The 14,731-nt window shown below is 33.5% G+C and carries 14 protein-coding genes and 1 pseudogene; 5 read left to right on the forward strand and 10 right to left on the reverse strand.

Translation table 11 applies throughout. The features are described from left to right. Window positions 1-7 precede the first annotated feature (7 nt). Entirely contained in the window at window positions 8-916 is a 909-nt protein-coding gene (gene metA / locus F7888_RS03775; protein WP_191777316.1) for a homoserine O-acetyltransferase MetA, read from the forward strand. 36 nt (window positions 917-952) lie between these two features. Here the strand turns inward: metA and F7888_RS03780 are convergent. After that, window positions 953-1,651, reverse strand: a pseudogene (locus tag F7888_RS03780) (topoisomerase C-terminal repeat-containing protein); the annotation flags it as partial. 248 nt (window positions 1,652-1,899) lie between these two features. Here F7888_RS03780 and F7888_RS03785 point away from each other — a divergent pair. The 4 genes from F7888_RS03785 to F7888_RS03800 are packed head-to-tail and all read left to right on the forward strand — an operon-like array spanning window position 1,900 to window position 8,445. Beyond that, window positions 1,900-3,249: a site-specific integrase gene (locus tag F7888_RS03785; RefSeq protein WP_191777320.1), complete on the forward strand. Its 1,350-nt coding sequence runs from the start codon at window positions 1,900-1,902 to the stop codon at window positions 3,247-3,249. Further along, window positions 3,230-5,980 (forward strand): hypothetical protein, encoded by a 2,751-nt coding sequence (locus F7888_RS03790; RefSeq protein WP_191777322.1) that lies wholly within the window; start codon window positions 3,230-3,232, stop codon window positions 5,978-5,980. Before F7888_RS03785 ends, F7888_RS03790 begins: the two co-directional genes overlap by 20 nt. Window positions 5,981-5,984: 4 nt before the next feature. After that, window positions 5,985-7,733: a site-specific integrase gene (locus tag F7888_RS03795; RefSeq protein WP_191777324.1), complete on the forward strand. Its 1,749-nt coding sequence runs from the start codon at window positions 5,985-5,987 to the stop codon at window positions 7,731-7,733. After that, complete coding sequence (locus tag F7888_RS03800) at window positions 7,726-8,445, forward strand: hypothetical protein (protein ID WP_191777325.1); 720 nt, start codon at window positions 7,726-7,728, stop codon at window positions 8,443-8,445. The genes F7888_RS03795 and F7888_RS03800 overlap by 8 nt, the downstream gene beginning before the upstream one ends. Window positions 8,446-8,785: 340 nt before the next feature. On the opposite strand, the gene F7888_RS03805 is transcribed toward F7888_RS03800, so the two are convergent. The 9 genes from F7888_RS03805 to F7888_RS03845 form a co-directional block, all read right to left on the reverse strand. Beyond that, the gene (locus F7888_RS03805) at window positions 8,786-8,926 is read right to left on the reverse strand and encodes a hypothetical protein (protein WP_191777326.1); all 141 of its coding nucleotides are present in this window, start codon (window positions 8,924-8,926) and stop codon (window positions 8,786-8,788) included. A gap of 187 nt (window positions 8,927-9,113) precedes the next feature. Continuing rightward, window positions 9,114-9,974 carry a DUF421 domain-containing protein gene (locus F7888_RS03810; RefSeq protein ID WP_191777327.1) on the reverse strand — a complete coding sequence of 287 codons (861 nt, stop codon included), beginning with the start codon at window positions 9,972-9,974 and terminating at the stop codon, window positions 9,114-9,116. Between the two features lie 31 nt (window positions 9,975-10,005). Continuing rightward, on the reverse strand, window positions 10,006-10,212 hold the full coding sequence (locus tag F7888_RS03815; RefSeq protein WP_191777328.1) for a DUF1657 domain-containing protein: 207 nt from the start codon (window positions 10,210-10,212) through the stop codon (window positions 10,006-10,008). A 12-nt stretch (window positions 10,213-10,224) separates the two neighbouring features. Then, the gene (gene spoVAE / locus F7888_RS03820) at window positions 10,225-10,575 is read right to left on the reverse strand and encodes a stage V sporulation protein AE (RefSeq protein ID WP_136832774.1); all 351 of its coding nucleotides are present in this window, start codon (window positions 10,573-10,575) and stop codon (window positions 10,225-10,227) included. Continuing rightward, entirely contained in the window at window positions 10,572-11,591 is a 1,020-nt protein-coding gene (gene spoVAD, locus F7888_RS03825) for a stage V sporulation protein AD (protein ID WP_191777329.1), read from the reverse strand. Before spoVAD ends, spoVAE begins: the two co-directional genes overlap by 4 nt. Continuing rightward, window positions 11,591-12,070, reverse strand: a complete 480-nt coding sequence (gene spoVAC, locus F7888_RS03830; protein ID WP_191777330.1) for a stage V sporulation protein AC — start codon at window positions 12,068-12,070, stop codon at window positions 11,591-11,593. Before spoVAC ends, spoVAD begins: the two co-directional genes overlap by 1 nt. 17 nt (window positions 12,071-12,087) lie before the next feature. Further along, window positions 12,088-12,561 (reverse strand): YhcN/YlaJ family sporulation lipoprotein, encoded by a 474-nt coding sequence (locus F7888_RS03835; protein WP_191777332.1) that lies wholly within the window; start codon window positions 12,559-12,561, stop codon window positions 12,088-12,090. Between the two features lie 81 nt (window positions 12,562-12,642). Continuing rightward, a complete protein-coding gene (locus F7888_RS03840) occupies window positions 12,643-12,846 on the reverse strand; it encodes a DUF1657 domain-containing protein (RefSeq protein ID WP_191777334.1) in 204 nt (67 codons plus the stop codon). A gap of 1,337 nt (window positions 12,847-14,183) precedes the next feature. Beyond that, window positions 14,184-14,627, reverse strand: coding sequence for a cell wall hydrolase (locus F7888_RS03845; RefSeq protein ID WP_191777336.1), 444 nt, complete (start codon window positions 14,625-14,627; stop codon window positions 14,184-14,186). Between the last annotated feature and the right edge of the window lie 104 nt (window positions 14,628-14,731).

The raw sequence follows: 14,731 nt of genomic DNA on the forward strand, positions 1-14,731 counted from the left end.
TGACAAAGTGCCAATTAATATTCCTCATAATCTACCGGCTAAAAATATTTTAGAGCAAGAGAATATCTTTGTTATGGATGAGGACAGAGCATATCGACAAGACATTAGACCTTTAAATATACTGATCTTCAATATTATGCCTGAGAAGGAAAAGACTGAAACACAATTATTACGATTATTAGGGAATTCACCACTACAAGTGAATGTAAGCTTTATTTGTCCAGCAACGCATGAAGCTAAAACGACAAGTAAGAATCATTTAACTAATTTCTATACGACTTTTTCCTCAGTAGAACATCGAAAATTCGATGGTATGATTATCACTGGTGCGCCAATTGAGCATCTTTCATTCTCAGAAGTAACTTATTGGGAAGAATTAAAAAAAGTCATGGAATGGAGTAAAACTAATGTAACTTCAACATTACATATTTGTTGGGGAGCACAAGCTGGCTTGTTTTATCATTATGGAATTAATAAATATGACCTACCTACGAAGTGCTCTGGAATCTTTCATCATCAACTACTTGAAACGAATATTAACTTAGTTCGTGGGTTTGATGATTATTACTTAGCACCCCATTCTAGAAATACAACAGTCTCACAAGAAGAGATTCAAGCTATTGAGGAATTGCAAATTTTATCAGTTTCCAAAGAAGCTGGTGTTTGCCTTGTAGCCTCTTGTGATGGAAAGCGTATCTTCTTAACTGGACATCCAGAGTATGATTGTAATACGTTAAGAGAAGAATACGTTAGAGATACTCAAAAAGGAATAAACATTAGCCTTCCTGTGAATTATTTTCCAAATGATGATCCAAACGAAGAGCCTCGTCACACATGGAGATCACATGCAAACCTTTTATTTTCAAATTGGTTAAATTATTATGTATATCAAGAAACACCATATATATGGGAATAACCTACTGCTTATTGCAGTAGGTTTTTATTGTTTTCTCTATGATTTTACAGGATTACTAAAAAGGAACGTAACCTTTTGATCGGTATGGTTCCATTGCAATGCAGCAGCAAAAGGTTTATCTCCCTTTTTAAACCCTTTAATCAAATCTGTTTTCCCCGTCGAAATTAGTTTTTTTAGTTGAGCTTGGCTGATCGTTTTACCAAGTATTCGTTTAGAGATGATGAAATTACAGCTTGTTTTTTGATAATTTGAACAGCCATATACTTTTCCTTTATCAACCACATTTCCACCACATAACAGACACTTCCCAATTTCAAAACCCTTTGTGCTTTTTGGGGGACCTGTTGATTCAAATGCTATATGTTGAAAGTCCCATGACTCTGCTTGACCGATCGCATCTTCAACAATCTTATGTGATAATTTTCTCGTCTGTTCCATAAAAACTTCATAGGATGCTTTCCCCTTCCCTATTTCACCAAGTCTTTGTTCCCATTTGGCTGTCATTTCTGGTGAAGAAAGAATCTTCTCTCCTATGGCATCTATAAGTAAGATTGCTTTTTCAGTCGCAAACACTTTGTTCTTTTGGACATCAATATAATTTCGCTGTTTCAATAAAGTAATGATTCCAGCCCTTGTTGCTTCAGTACCAAGTCCTTCTGTTTTAGAAAGTACTTTTTCTAGTTCTTCATTATCCAAGTGTTTTCCTGCTTTATAGGTACGATTTTGGGTTATTATCCATTTATATGATAAGAATACAGTAAAATAAAGGGGGTTCACACTTAATTTTGCCCATTTAAAATAATTATGGCTTAATATAGATAGACAATCAGATGTAGGGATTTTGGGTGTTTGTGTGTCTTGCCCCGGGGAGGGGCAAGACACACAAACACCCTGCGCCCGACTAGTCTCCCTTTGGGTTATGCTTTTAAAACCAGAAAAGAACATCTTATATATAATACCAAATCAAAAAGGATGTATATTACATGGAAAATCTGATTAAATTTAAATTTGTCGTCAAAGAAAATGAGATAGAAGAATTTATCGATAATAAAGTTGTGAAAAAAAGGGTTGTTAATATTGGGTTATATAACAAGATTAACAACGTAACTATTCCTCACCCCATTACAGACTTTATTCGTAGTAGATATGAGTATCAAGGCGTAAGTATAAACACAGTAAAAGCTCCTGCTCATGTTTTATGCCGTTTCTTAAATTATATAATAGACCGCATTAGTGCAGAGGATGAAGACTTTATTCAGTTAGTTCACGAAGGAATAGGTGGATTAAAATTAATACATGGTAGCCGATATATAACCTATTTAACTAATACAGGCTTAAAGAGAAGTACCGTTTTTTATTATGAAAACTACATAAAGGAATTTTATTTATTTTTAAAAGAACAATCATTGTTAAACGAAGATATTGATTTTAACTATTATCAAGACCAGAAAGGAAATTGGCTGAAATACTCCCCCTTTCAATCATCATCTTTAGGGACAAAATATCCATCTAGAACTCATAATAACAATAAATTTATGAAACTCAAAGACTTCGGGCCTAATAGAAATAAACTGGTTATCGAATTTTTAGAAGAAGCCAAAGATGTGGCTCCGGAAATAGCTTTTGCGCTGTGCTTACAATTCTTTGGAGGACTTAGACGTGGAGAAGTGGTAAATATCACACGTGCTGACTTAGATGTTAAATTCAGAAAATCACTTTCAGTACAAATTAGAGATAATCGTTCCATTCTCTTTTCTCATCTAAAAGATACCAGCGCTGAGAACCCTAAACGGTTGAATTACTTAGAAACACATTTAGCTAAACAAATGATATTAGATAGCGATTTACTATGGGATTACTATGAAGCCCACATGAAAGATTTAGATATAAAATTAAAAACTGGCTTTTTAAAGAATCCAATGGTCGTATTTTACGACAAAAATGGTATGGCTATGTCTGGAAGGGTCTATGAAAAAAGATTTAAGAAAGTAAAAAGGTCCTTTTTATCCAAATTAGCTAAATCTGCCGGCAGAGAGGATGACTATATGTTTTTAAAAGATTCTTACTGGTCCACGCATATTGGTAGAGGTATTTTTACGAGTTTCCTATTGGATATGGATTTAAGCATTTTACAGATTGCTATTGCAAGAGGTGATACTAACATTGAATCTGCTTTAGATTACGTTGATGGAAAAACAACAATACATTATATCGATGGGCTTCAAAATGAATTGCATAATGCTCCAATAGAGGATTTTGGATCCATCGATCAAACGATCTACAAAAATAAATGGTTAAATGGGGTGGCTACAGGTGTCCGAAAAACTCGTTAGTTTTACTCGAATATATAATAACCCTACGTATGCACACGTCAAAACCTCACCTAATAAGTTGAAGAGGTTAAAAAGAGAAGGTCTTATAGAAGTCATTACCGATTCAGACGGAAAGGACAAAGTTGTTTTGAGCTCACTTGAAAAATATGTACAAGAAGAAAAAAGGGTCTTTGAGCAAAGTTTCACCATTGGACAAGCAGCCCGAAAACTAATCAGTCATAAATATCGATTCAAAGGTGAATTTAAATTGGAAACGTATAAAAATAATATATTTAACTTAATGAATCTTGGGATTTTAAAATCCATAACATTTGCAAATGAATCATACATCACAAAAGAGTCGGTTAATCAATTCCTGATAGATTATATTAGTCGTGAAGAAGCACTTGAAAAGCTAAATTCCGGAAATGTGGTTCTTTGGAAAATACTTAAAAACAACAATGTAAAAAACATTTACATATCTCAACATCATATTTTCCACCCAAGACAAATAGTAGAATCTTTGATTGAAGAATATAATCTAAACGTTTTGCCTGATAGTACCATGGATACAGGAACACTCATTAGAGGAAAAGTTTACAACACTGAACGATATTATTCATGTGGTGAAGCAAGGAAACTTTTGAATTTAACTAAAGGACAGTGGAATATTCTAAGAAAGGAAGAAAACATAACCGACACTATTTTAGGAGGTATTCGTCATTGCCTAAAAGAACCCATAGATCAGTTAAGGGCTCAGCAGCAGAAACTTAAAGCTGAATACTATATTTCAGATGAGGTACAAGAACTATTGGGACTTCAATATCATAGTTCACATTCAAAAATAATCGATGCTAGGAAGAAGGTTCCGACTGTTTTTCGAGGTATTTATCCACAAAAAAGAATAGAATACATCTACCCAAAATCAATTGTTAATGAAATTGTTCAAGAAAATGAACTCAAAGAAGCTGTCACAACAATATCAGACAATATAGATGCGTACGAATACGTGCTTAGAAGTTTGGAGATTAATTTTCATAATAGTGATTTATTTACCTGTTTAGAATGGAAGAAATTTGTACATCGTGTTTTACGAAATAATAGTGAAAGCATCGAGACTAAACATTACACAATATTTAGATATGCCAAGTGTACAGGAATAATAATTGACTTTCTTGCGGAAAAAGAGATATACGAAATGACCTCAAATCATATAAATCTTACATTGTTTAATGAAAATATTCCGTTTTTGTATCAGAAAATATTTTATAGTTTCATTAATTCAATTTATAACAAACTTATTGAAAAAAATAAAAAGAAACTGTTTAAATTGGAACGTATCATAAATCCGTATGAAAAGGAAGTTATCCCCAAAGATAAATCCATTTATGATTACGAAGATTATAAATCATTATTTAGTTTTGCCACTAATTTACCTTTACACAAAAGGAAGGCTATTGAAGATGTTAAAAAACAAATGAACCAAACAGTTCTTACTAAAAATGGTTCTGGCAAAATAAAAAGACAAAGGACTTTCAACTATGACTCTTCTTGGCTCTATGTGCTTATACATCTTAACAACGCTTGGCGACATAAGGATGTTATAAGGTTTCCCAAAATTGACCTAAACGATCTTTCTGTTTCAAATATTAATTTGGATTGGTTAGAACAAAACGATTTAAGCTACGAAGATGCCCGCCGTATCATTCATCAAGTAATGCGAAAAGATTTAAGAACAACTAAAACGAATGCTACTAACCATTTTTTTTGTTCAAAAGATGTAACCCTATCTTTAGCAACTGCAGCAGTTATTTGTGAATTACGCAGGGCTGCCACTACACCGAATTATGAGTACCTGATAAATTTTTATACAATAAGAAACGAGTTTACATCAAGGTGTAAGTCTACTTTTTTCAAAGGCTTTAATGCCGAAATCGTATTTGAAAACAGGAAAATGAATCGTTCTTTATTATCCTTTACATATTACTTGCTTGTAAAAAAGGGACATTCACAGGCTGCATTAGAAGTAGCCCAGCGTCTACGTGCACACTTTGACTTTGAAACTACTAATATTTATATTTTTATCCCTGAAGAAGAGTTAAATAATTTAACACACCAATTGTTTATCAGAGAACACTTCGGATACATCCCTGATCTGTTTGCTGAGATACTATTTGGAAATAAAGATGATCGTGAAAAAAGAACCGAAGAGATCGTAACGGTTAAACAAATGTTTGGGGATATCTACAATATTGAAAGCACTGCTGGCTTTTTAAATACTTTACAGGCTGAAAAGAACAAGGTTTCAAATATGATTTTAAGTATGGGATTTGAGGAAGCAACTGATTATATGTTTAAGCTGGATGCACAATTGTTACCTAGTAAAGAAGACCATGTGCAGTGCCTTATAGGTATAGAAAATTGCATTAAACATAATATTGCATGCAGAAATTGCCCAATGTCGGTCTCTAACTTTTACTCTCTTTCTTCCCTTGCTGAAAGTTTGACTAATAGGGTCCAACAACTTACAAGTCTAGAAAAAGAAGAATGCAAAACCGAAAAGACAAAAATAGCTAATATCTTTTCCATCGAAATGGATCAGTGGATAAGAGCTACTGAAAAATTCGGTAAAGAGGTCATTTATCAATTTGTAGAAGGTGGGAGTCAAGCTCTCAAGGAAAAAATGAAGCAAATTTCCGTTGCAGAATTAAATAAATACAAGACATATAACATGAATAAAAGTGAGGTATAGACGGATGAATATAGAACAAACTAGCCTTCATTCAACAATAGTTGAGGAAATTGAATCACTTTCTGATACGTCATTTTTAACCACTGAGAGTATTAATGAGGCAGTAAATATACTAAAAAATGAACCCTTGCATTATAGTGGCGATTTTGATGATGATGAATGGATATTTCACATAAACAATTTAAATACTGGCTTAAAGAGAAAATTGAAATTTAAAGAACTAAAAGCATATGAATCAGTTAATCACATTCCAAATAACTTTCAAGTAATTGTAAAATGCTGGGTAGCTGACTTGATTCCGAAATACCATATTACTACAGTTGCCGGATATTATTTAAAATTGCTAAAATTTTTAGAGTATACCGATGGATTTGACCAAGAGAAAGATGATGAATTTGTATTGTGGTTTACATCAACACAAACTATTTCAAATAAGGATAAACAGTATACAATTTATGTCATCTTAAATTTCTTAGATTACGCTGATATTGAAGCCGGAGAAGTCTACATAAAACCACTCCTTAATTTAAAGAAAAAAGTCATAAGAAAAAAGGCTAATCGTACTTTACCTCCTTCTAAGGATATATTAGCCTTTTCACAAAGTATTGATTTTTATTATCAAGAAATTAAATCTAGTAACTGCAAGGACATGAAGTGGATAAATGAAAAATTATTGTACTATCCAATCATAATTTGGTGGAAACTCACAACCATAATTCCTTTACGACCTTCTGAATTTTGTTCTATAAAAAGGAATTGCCTTTCCGAAGGAGAAGGAAATTACTATTTACATTTACCTAGACATAAATATCAAAAAAAACATCCAAATGTAGTCGATAAAGTCCGAATTGATCAAATTACCTTCGAGTTAATTTCAGCTTATATTGATGAAACCGATAAATATGGGAATAGTGACACTCTTATTTCCTATAATTCAGTCTTAAAAACAAGTTCATATTTTATTCGTAGCATAAGAGAAACACAGAAAATAAATATTAATGTCTTTAACATAGAACAATTATACCTTTGGATTCAAATCTTTTACGAAAAAATTGTACGTCCAAAGTACGGGTTTAATATACCCCAGAAAAACCAACTTCGGCCGAATGACACTAGACATCTAGCCATATTTTCGTTAATGATGCAAGGAGTATCACCAATTGAAATTGCCAGGTTAGCAAACCATAATACCATTTCAATGCAATTAAATTATGCTCATCATACTGAATACTGGATAGATTCTGAAGTCTTTTCGTTGTTACAAAAATTTAAGTTTGCGCAATCCTATCAATCGAATCCAGAAATAAGTTCTTCAAATAAGAAGAAAAGGAAAGAAACCATGAGAGCTTCATTAGATTTAGCTCCTCATATTCCGAATGATATATTGCTTAAAGCATTTAGACCTCCTACTACGCCGGATTGTAAAAAACCTTTAAAAGACATAGGATATTGTTCAGACGAACAGCAACGATGTGAAACTGAGGATTGTATTTTTTGTAATCATTGGAGAATTACCCCTGAAGAATTAGCTGAAAAATCTCATATTATTAAAGAGAAGTTGGCTAGCAGCAAAAGAAACATTAATGAATTGATTACTTTCATGAAAAATTTACATTCCATTATGCTCTCTGATGAATTTTCTAGAGTTAATCCAACAAATCTTAACAAACTGAAGTCTATTTCCTATCAGATTAAAGATAGCGTCAAAGAAATTGCAGATCTAAAAGTACTGGAGGTTCATAATAATGGCTAATAAAGCCGGACGAAAAACAAAATTGACTGAAAAAGAGGTTAACCATCTTATTTATTTATATAAAACAGAGAGACAGATTAATGGGGAAATTAAGTATGGTGATATGTATCAATTCAACAAGGAATTGGTCCAGCAAGGTCGCTTCCCTACCTCAGCCGGAGAAGACTTTTGGAGAAAGAAAGACAGGCTTGGAAGAATGATGATAGATAAAGCCAATAATGTCTTTACTTCTAGACCGTCCACTTTAGATTTTCCGAACGACAATATACCAAACCTTGCTGATATCGTTAATAAACATTACGATGATAAAGAAACATTAATTAGGGAATTAATTGTGATTGAACGTAAATTCTATAAGAATATTGAACGGAGAAAAAACTTGGAACTAAAACTCACAGAAAGTGAGGGAAAAGTTCAAGAATACAAAAGCAAACTTTCCGATTTAGAAAGTCGGTTTGAATACCTTCAAGATCTTTTATTTAAATTATTGAGATATAGTTCAGTCAAAGGTGTTCCCTTAGTTAATCATCTAGGAACAGGTCATAAACAGACAACCATTGTTAAAAAATCATTGGAAAATATCTTTAGTAATCCCTCAGATTTTTACAATTGGCACGAAACAAAGCTTGAAACATCTGAAAAAATAAAGGATAACGTAATTCCATTAAAAAAAGAAAAAACTTTAGCAGATGAATTTTCGGATATCTTTTAATTTAAGGGAGGGGCTGTATGATAAGCCCCTTTTTGATACGTCTTATCATGGAGATCTGTGGACATAACTTGAGGATTATGTTGTTACTATTTAGAGATATCTCTGGTGTTGTTAGAAGCTCTAAACCAACGTTGGGTAACACTATTGCGCTCCTTAAAGACATTTCATTACCTACTCTATTTTTTCATAATATGGATCGATTGAGGCATACCCTTTGACCGTTTCATCTTTGAAACGGTTGATTGTATATTCTTTTTTTAATTTTTAAAATAGTGACTATTATCGAAATAACAGGAAAACAAATCAAGAACATCAAAATTAGAAAGAGATATCTGTTTCATTAACCAAACCTTTTTAAAAGTTCCTTTCTCATCTTTTCTTTATCTTTAGCATCTTCTTCAGTCAAATATTTTTTTGACCTTTTAGCTAATCTTTGGTAGTTTTTCAGTAATTCTTCATTTGTTAATTTTTCTAAATTCACAAAACAACCTCCAATTCATAGTTTAGATAACGTAAAGAAGTAATTTTCTCTAATACAATAAAATGAATCGCTATTTTAAAAAACAGTATTAATTATATGATCCGACACCAAAAAAAGCACAATTCTTATTGAATTGCGCCCAAATTTTAAGATTTGATTTAAATGGAGTATTAAAAAGATAAGTATATTATCCCCTTAAAATAGGGGTCACTTTCTCAATGGCTTCTTGTAATTTTTCACTATTTATTCTATACATTTGTTTGGCCTCCTTTGATTCAGTTCCAAGAGTAAACAGTTCTAAATCGGCTTGACATTTTTTTAAAGTTGAAAGAATTAAAGGTCTTTCTTGAGGGGATGCAACTTGCAACTTATCATCAAAAAGATCAACCGTTAATTCCCCAAAAGAATTAATTTGTCCAAGAAATACATTTTCAACCGTAACTCCTAATTTTTCTAACTCCGTATGTAACCATGCACGACTTCGTCCGATTGTAGCTAGTGGTTCATCCATTATGACACCATCCATAATAACAGTCTGAGGCTCTTTAATTGAAGCAACCGTCAAGTTTAGATCCTTTGCTGTTAATGGTTGGTTTTCTTTCTTTAACATGACGGATAAATCCCCTGTTGCCTCTAATACAGCGAATTCTACATCAGACACCTGATAAACATCCTTCTTACGAAGTAGTTGTAATAATTCATCTGACGTGTATCTTTCCTTTTTCAAGTTATCTTCCATGATTTTCCCATCCTTTATAAAGACAGTTCCTGTTCCTTCTACAAAATCACGGAACTTTTTACTTTTTAAGGAAAACAAACCAGATAAAAAGGGTATTGCTGCAAAGATGACAATTCCAATAATACCGTGAACAATGTTCCGTTCAAGTCCAATAGCAACTTCAGCACCTATATTTCCAATGGAAATACCGGTGGCATATTCAAAGAAAGATAACTCAGATATTTGTTTCTTTCCTAATAATTTTGTAATTAAAAATAAAACAATAACAAAGAAGAATGAACGTACTGCAACATCTAACCATTCAGGCACTGCTTAACACCTCCTACAAAAATTACATCTATTAAAAACCTTTGTACTGAAATTCTTCTCGTTCCAATTCTCCAACTCTTTTTTTTAAATCTGTCACTAGTTCGTTTACTACCATCATCGTTTCATGTAAGGTTTTCTTGGATTGGTTGTCTTGTGTCCGTATGGCTAAACTGGATAGACTAGCTTCTACACCTTTTAAACTAGCAAGACATTGTTTTACATCCGATCCTACGGTCATGTTACATCCTCCTTATCCCTTTGGTTTAAAAATTAATGCTCCCAGCATTCCAAAAATAATGGCAGCTGAAATACCGGAACTTGTTACTTCGAACATCCCTGTGAGTACACCAACTAACCCGTGTTTTTCGGCTTCTTGCATAGCCCCATGTACAAGGGAATTTCCAAAACTTGTAATAGGTACGGTAGCCCCTGCACCAGCAAAGTCAATCAAGGGTTCATATAGACCAAATCCATCTAAGATGGCCCCCACTACTACAAGAGTACTTAACGTATGTCCTGGTGTTAGCTTAAACACATCAAACATAATTTGCCCAATGACACAAATTAAACCTCCTACGGTAAAAGCCCAAAAATAGGTCATAATGATTGTTCACCTCCGTATTCAATCGATACCGCATGGGCGATACAAGGAATGGTTTCATTTTGCTGGAAAGAAAGAGGTGATAGTAAAGCTCCAGTAGCCACTACTAACATTTTTTTAAATTCGCCTTTTTTCATGCGATTTAATAAATGACCATAGACTACTGTTGCTGAACACCCCGCCCCACTTGCCCCTGCGAGGACTGGTTGTCCTTTCCGATAAATCATAAGTCCACAATCTTGGAATTGTCCTTCACTGATGGAAGTTCCATGCTTTTTAAATAAATCAAGGGAAACTTCACGCCCTATCTGGCCAAGATCCCCAGTGACGATTAAATCATAATAAGAGGGATCAATGTTTCTTTCCGTTAAATGGGCTTCAATCGTATCAACCGCAGCCGGCGCCATAGCCCCTCCCATATTAAATGGATCGGTCAGTCCCATATCGATGACACGGCCTATTGTAGCAGAAGTAACACATGGTCCCTCCCCAGAATCACTTAAAAGCGCCACACCAGCACCAGTAACCGTCCATTGTGCAGTAGGCGGTTTTTGTCCTCCATATTCTGTCGGATAACGAAACTGTTTTTCAACAGCTGTGTTATGACTTGAAGCCCCTGTTAATATATATTTAGCTCCCTTTGTATTAATAATATAAGCACCTAGAGCCAATCCTTCCATAGAGGTAGAACAAGCGCCAAATAAACCAAAATAAGGAGCTCCAATGGTTCGACTTGCGAAACTTGTGGGAGTAATCTGATTGATTAAGTCCCCTGCGAGAAGAAACTGAACCTGTTCCTTTTGGATTTCCCCTTTTTCCATTGCCTTTTGACAGGCTTCTTCAAAAAAAACTTTATGTGCTTTTTCATAGGAATCCTGTCCGAGCCATAAATCGGCATGAAGAAGATCAAAATCTTCCGATATAGCTCCATCTGCTTCAAATGGTCCACCTACGGTTCCAGTAGAAATAATCACAGGCTTTTGTTCGAAAACCCATGTACGATGACCTGCAAGCATTATAAACCACCCCATCTGATTAAAATTGTTTTAATTAAGGCAATAACAAAAGCAGAAAATACACCGAATAAAATAACCGATCCCGCCAATTTAAATATATTACCGCCTACGCCCAGCACAAATCCTTCGGTTCGATGTTCAATGGCAGGCGATATAACCGCATTACCAAAACCAGTTACGGGTACTGCTGTCCCAGCCCCACCAAATTGAGCAATGCGATCATATACACCAAAACCAGTAAGAAGCATTGTAATAAAAATTAAGGTACCCACCGTTGGATTTCCGGCTGTTTGCTCTGTAAAATCAAAATAATAGATGTAGAAGTCTTGAATAAGCTGACCAAAAAGACAGATGAGACCACCTATTAGGAAAGCCTTTATACAATTTTTTACAACGGGTCTTTTTATTTCACGTTGTTTTTGTAATGCTTGGTATTCCTGTTGGACTGGGGTTAGCTGTTTCTTTTGATTATTTGACATAGCTCGATCCTTCCTCTTTACGATTGTTCCTTTATAAGACTTTCAAGTTTTTTCAAATCCTTTTTTAAGCTTTTCTTATTCGTATTGTTTTTTTGCAGTCTTTGTTCTATTTTTTCGAGTTCCCAGAACATTTTTTTATCCGACGAAACGACGACTTTATGATTCGGATATATTTTTTCTAGGTCAGACTTTACTGTCTTCTCGATAGTTTTTAATCGAAAACGATTAAAATTTTCTACCTTTATCGCTACTAAAAGCTCCTTATCTGTATTCACAGCCCTTCCATCCGTAATTTCATCCTTAGTAATCATCTTTTCTTTAGCATGGTTGGCTACGGATTGATCAATTGGCTTGCTAGTATGTACTTGTGAAATACTCAAATCTTTATTGTTATAACCCATTTGATTCTGATTTTCGTTACATCCTGAACCTAATCCGATGATGGTTAGTAATAAAATGAAAATTTTTATTTTAGTTATGTTGTCTTTCATAAAATCACCTCATGTTTTATCTCTTCAAAATCGAGAAAAAGGTTGGTCAATATCGAACCAACCTTTTGTATCGCATTAAGATTATTGTTTGTATTGAGGTTCTTCTTGTTCAATTTGTTGAACTCGTGGTGAAATGCTATCAACTACAGATTGAGTTTGTTTAGCCGCATCTTGATACAGTTGCTTTGCTTGTTCATTATCTGTACTAAGAGCAAATGTTTCAAAGCTAGCTTGAGCGCTTTTTAACCCTGCTAAAGCTGTTTTAACGTCACTGATGACTGTCATGAATAACGCCTCCTATATTTTATTTTGACCTTTATAAGATTGCTGTATAAAAAGATTTTTATTCATTGAATTTTATCAGACTTTAAATATTTTAAAATTTAGATATGTAATTTTCCACTGCTTTTGGAAAAGATACACATGTAAGAAAAAGCGATGAGAGGAGGATAGTGAAAATGGACAATTAAGTTATTAATAAACGGATTAAAATACAGAAAATTTATTCGTAGTTACTAGGTGTCTTGGAAATTGTTACATTGCATTTTATCCGAATAAAGGGGAATTCCTTTTCAAACACAGGGAAGGACTTGTCAATGGAGTATTTTACAATTTGTTTGTCTCATTAATATTTTTTCAATAAACAAGAAAATGGTGAAAAAAAGCGAGGTATACATTAGTAATGTACAAGGACTATACTGAAAATATTTTAGGAACAAAACCACGAGCTAGACATAAGAAAATAATTGAAAATTATTTAGATCAAAGTTTTACCAATCCTATCATACATAAGGAAATTCATGGTGATAAAGTCTATGTCCCCTTAGATTTAAACAGGGTCTGGAATAGAATAAATTAGATAAGTAAATTTATTTTATTAGGCAATCTTATTCGTAATGTGGGTAAATGAGGGACAACAAGGTGAGAAAACACTTGTTTCGTAGTAATACATTATCCTATATATAAGGAAATAGAGATAAGATCTGTGTCCCACCCACTATAATTAACCAGGCCCCTAAAATGTGGATTTAGAAATAAAATAGATAAACACTACTCCTAAAAGAAAAAAATCTTCCTAATATAACTTTTTTCAAGAAAGAACTACCCTTGTTTGAAATTGATTTATATCGTTACCTTGTCATTTTATAGCATGTATTAAAACCAAAATCCTTCATTAAGGTAATGAATGGCATTCGGAACCATGGCAGCCGACTAATAAAAAGGTGCTTCCTGCCGTTATGCTGTTAACAGATACCTGGTACAATATTGAAAGCCCTTATGTAAAATTTCATCAAGTACGTTACATCGATCAATTGGTAAATATATTCGGACCGAAAAAAGAAAAAGTGATTACTGGAAATACTCCTTTGAAATTGAATATGTAGGAAATGAATAAAACCATTAGCCATCAAGGCAACCAAAACCATGTTTGTAAGGGACTATTATTAACATAATCATGCTCATAGGCACTGAAAAAAGGATCTTCCAGTAAGAAGATCCTTTTTTGCTGCTTACTCAATTAACGTACCTTTTAGTTTAAGTTAGTATTTTACAATCTTTCTTAGGTAAATACGGTTACTAAAAAGTTTATTTTAGTTTTTATAAATATTCGAATCTTTTCCTCAACGAGGACTATAAACGCTTTCACATGTTCCAGGCGCTGGTTCATAAAAACAATGTTGTTTAAATTGACCAGTAAAAGGTTGGTCATACCATGTTGGAGGACACGGACCATATGGATTAAAGTACCAAAGAGCATATTTCGCTGGGTGATCTCTCCAATATTCCAAATTCTTTCTTGCTAATCTTCTTTCAGATTCTCTTGCTCTTTGGTAAAATACATTACCTTTTTGAACAGCTTCAAAAGAGTAATTTCCTCCTTGTACGTGAAATATGACATCTCTAATTGTTCTTAATTCATTAAAGTCAGTACAATCTGCTACAACACGGTTAACAATGACATTTCCAACATATAGCATTCCTTGTGGTCCTTCGCCTTCAGCTTCTGCTCTCATCATCCTTGCCATTAAATCGACGTCTGCATTTTGGTAAGCTACTCTTGTCATTTTTCCACCTCCAAAATACAGTATGAAAAAAAGCATACATTCATGCCCTTTTTTACAAATATCAAATGAATACTCTATACAAAACTAGTTAACATAATTAGTAG

The organism is Litchfieldia stipae (assembly GCF_014837155.1).
In the GTDB taxonomy this organism is placed as follows: domain Bacteria; phylum Bacillota; class Bacilli; order Bacillales; family Bacillaceae_L; genus Litchfieldia.

Coding starts and splice junctions, on each gene's coding strand:
- spoVAE (WP_136832774.1), bottom strand. CDS start 10,575: ATGACCTATTTTTGGGCTTTTACCGTAGGAGGTTTAATTTGTGTCATT.
- F7888_RS03840 (WP_191777334.1), bottom strand. CDS start 12,846: ATGACAGTCATCAGTGACGTTAAAACAGCTTTAGCAGGGTTAAAAAGC.
- F7888_RS03795 (WP_191777324.1), top strand. CDS start 5,985: ATGAATATAGAACAAACTAGCCTTCATTCAACAATAGTTGAGGAAATT.
- F7888_RS03835 (WP_191777332.1), bottom strand. CDS start 12,561: ATGAAAGACAACATAACTAAAATAAAAATTTTCATTTTATTACTAACC.
- F7888_RS03800 (WP_191777325.1), top strand. CDS start 7,726: ATGGCTAATAAAGCCGGACGAAAAACAAAATTGACTGAAAAAGAGGTT.
- F7888_RS03815 (WP_191777328.1), bottom strand. CDS start 10,212: ATGACCGTAGGATCGGATGTAAAACAATGTCTTGCTAGTTTAAAAGGT.
- F7888_RS03845 (WP_191777336.1), bottom strand. CDS start 14,627: ATGACAAGAGTAGCTTACCAAAATGCAGACGTCGATTTAATGGCAAGG.
- F7888_RS03785 (WP_191777320.1), top strand. CDS start 1,900: ATGGAAAATCTGATTAAATTTAAATTTGTCGTCAAAGAAAATGAGATA.
- spoVAD (WP_191777329.1), bottom strand. CDS start 11,591: ATGCTTGCAGGTCATCGTACATGGGTTTTCGAACAAAAGCCTGTGATT.
- spoVAC (WP_191777330.1), bottom strand. CDS start 12,070: ATGTCAAATAATCAAAAGAAACAGCTAACCCCAGTCCAACAGGAATAC.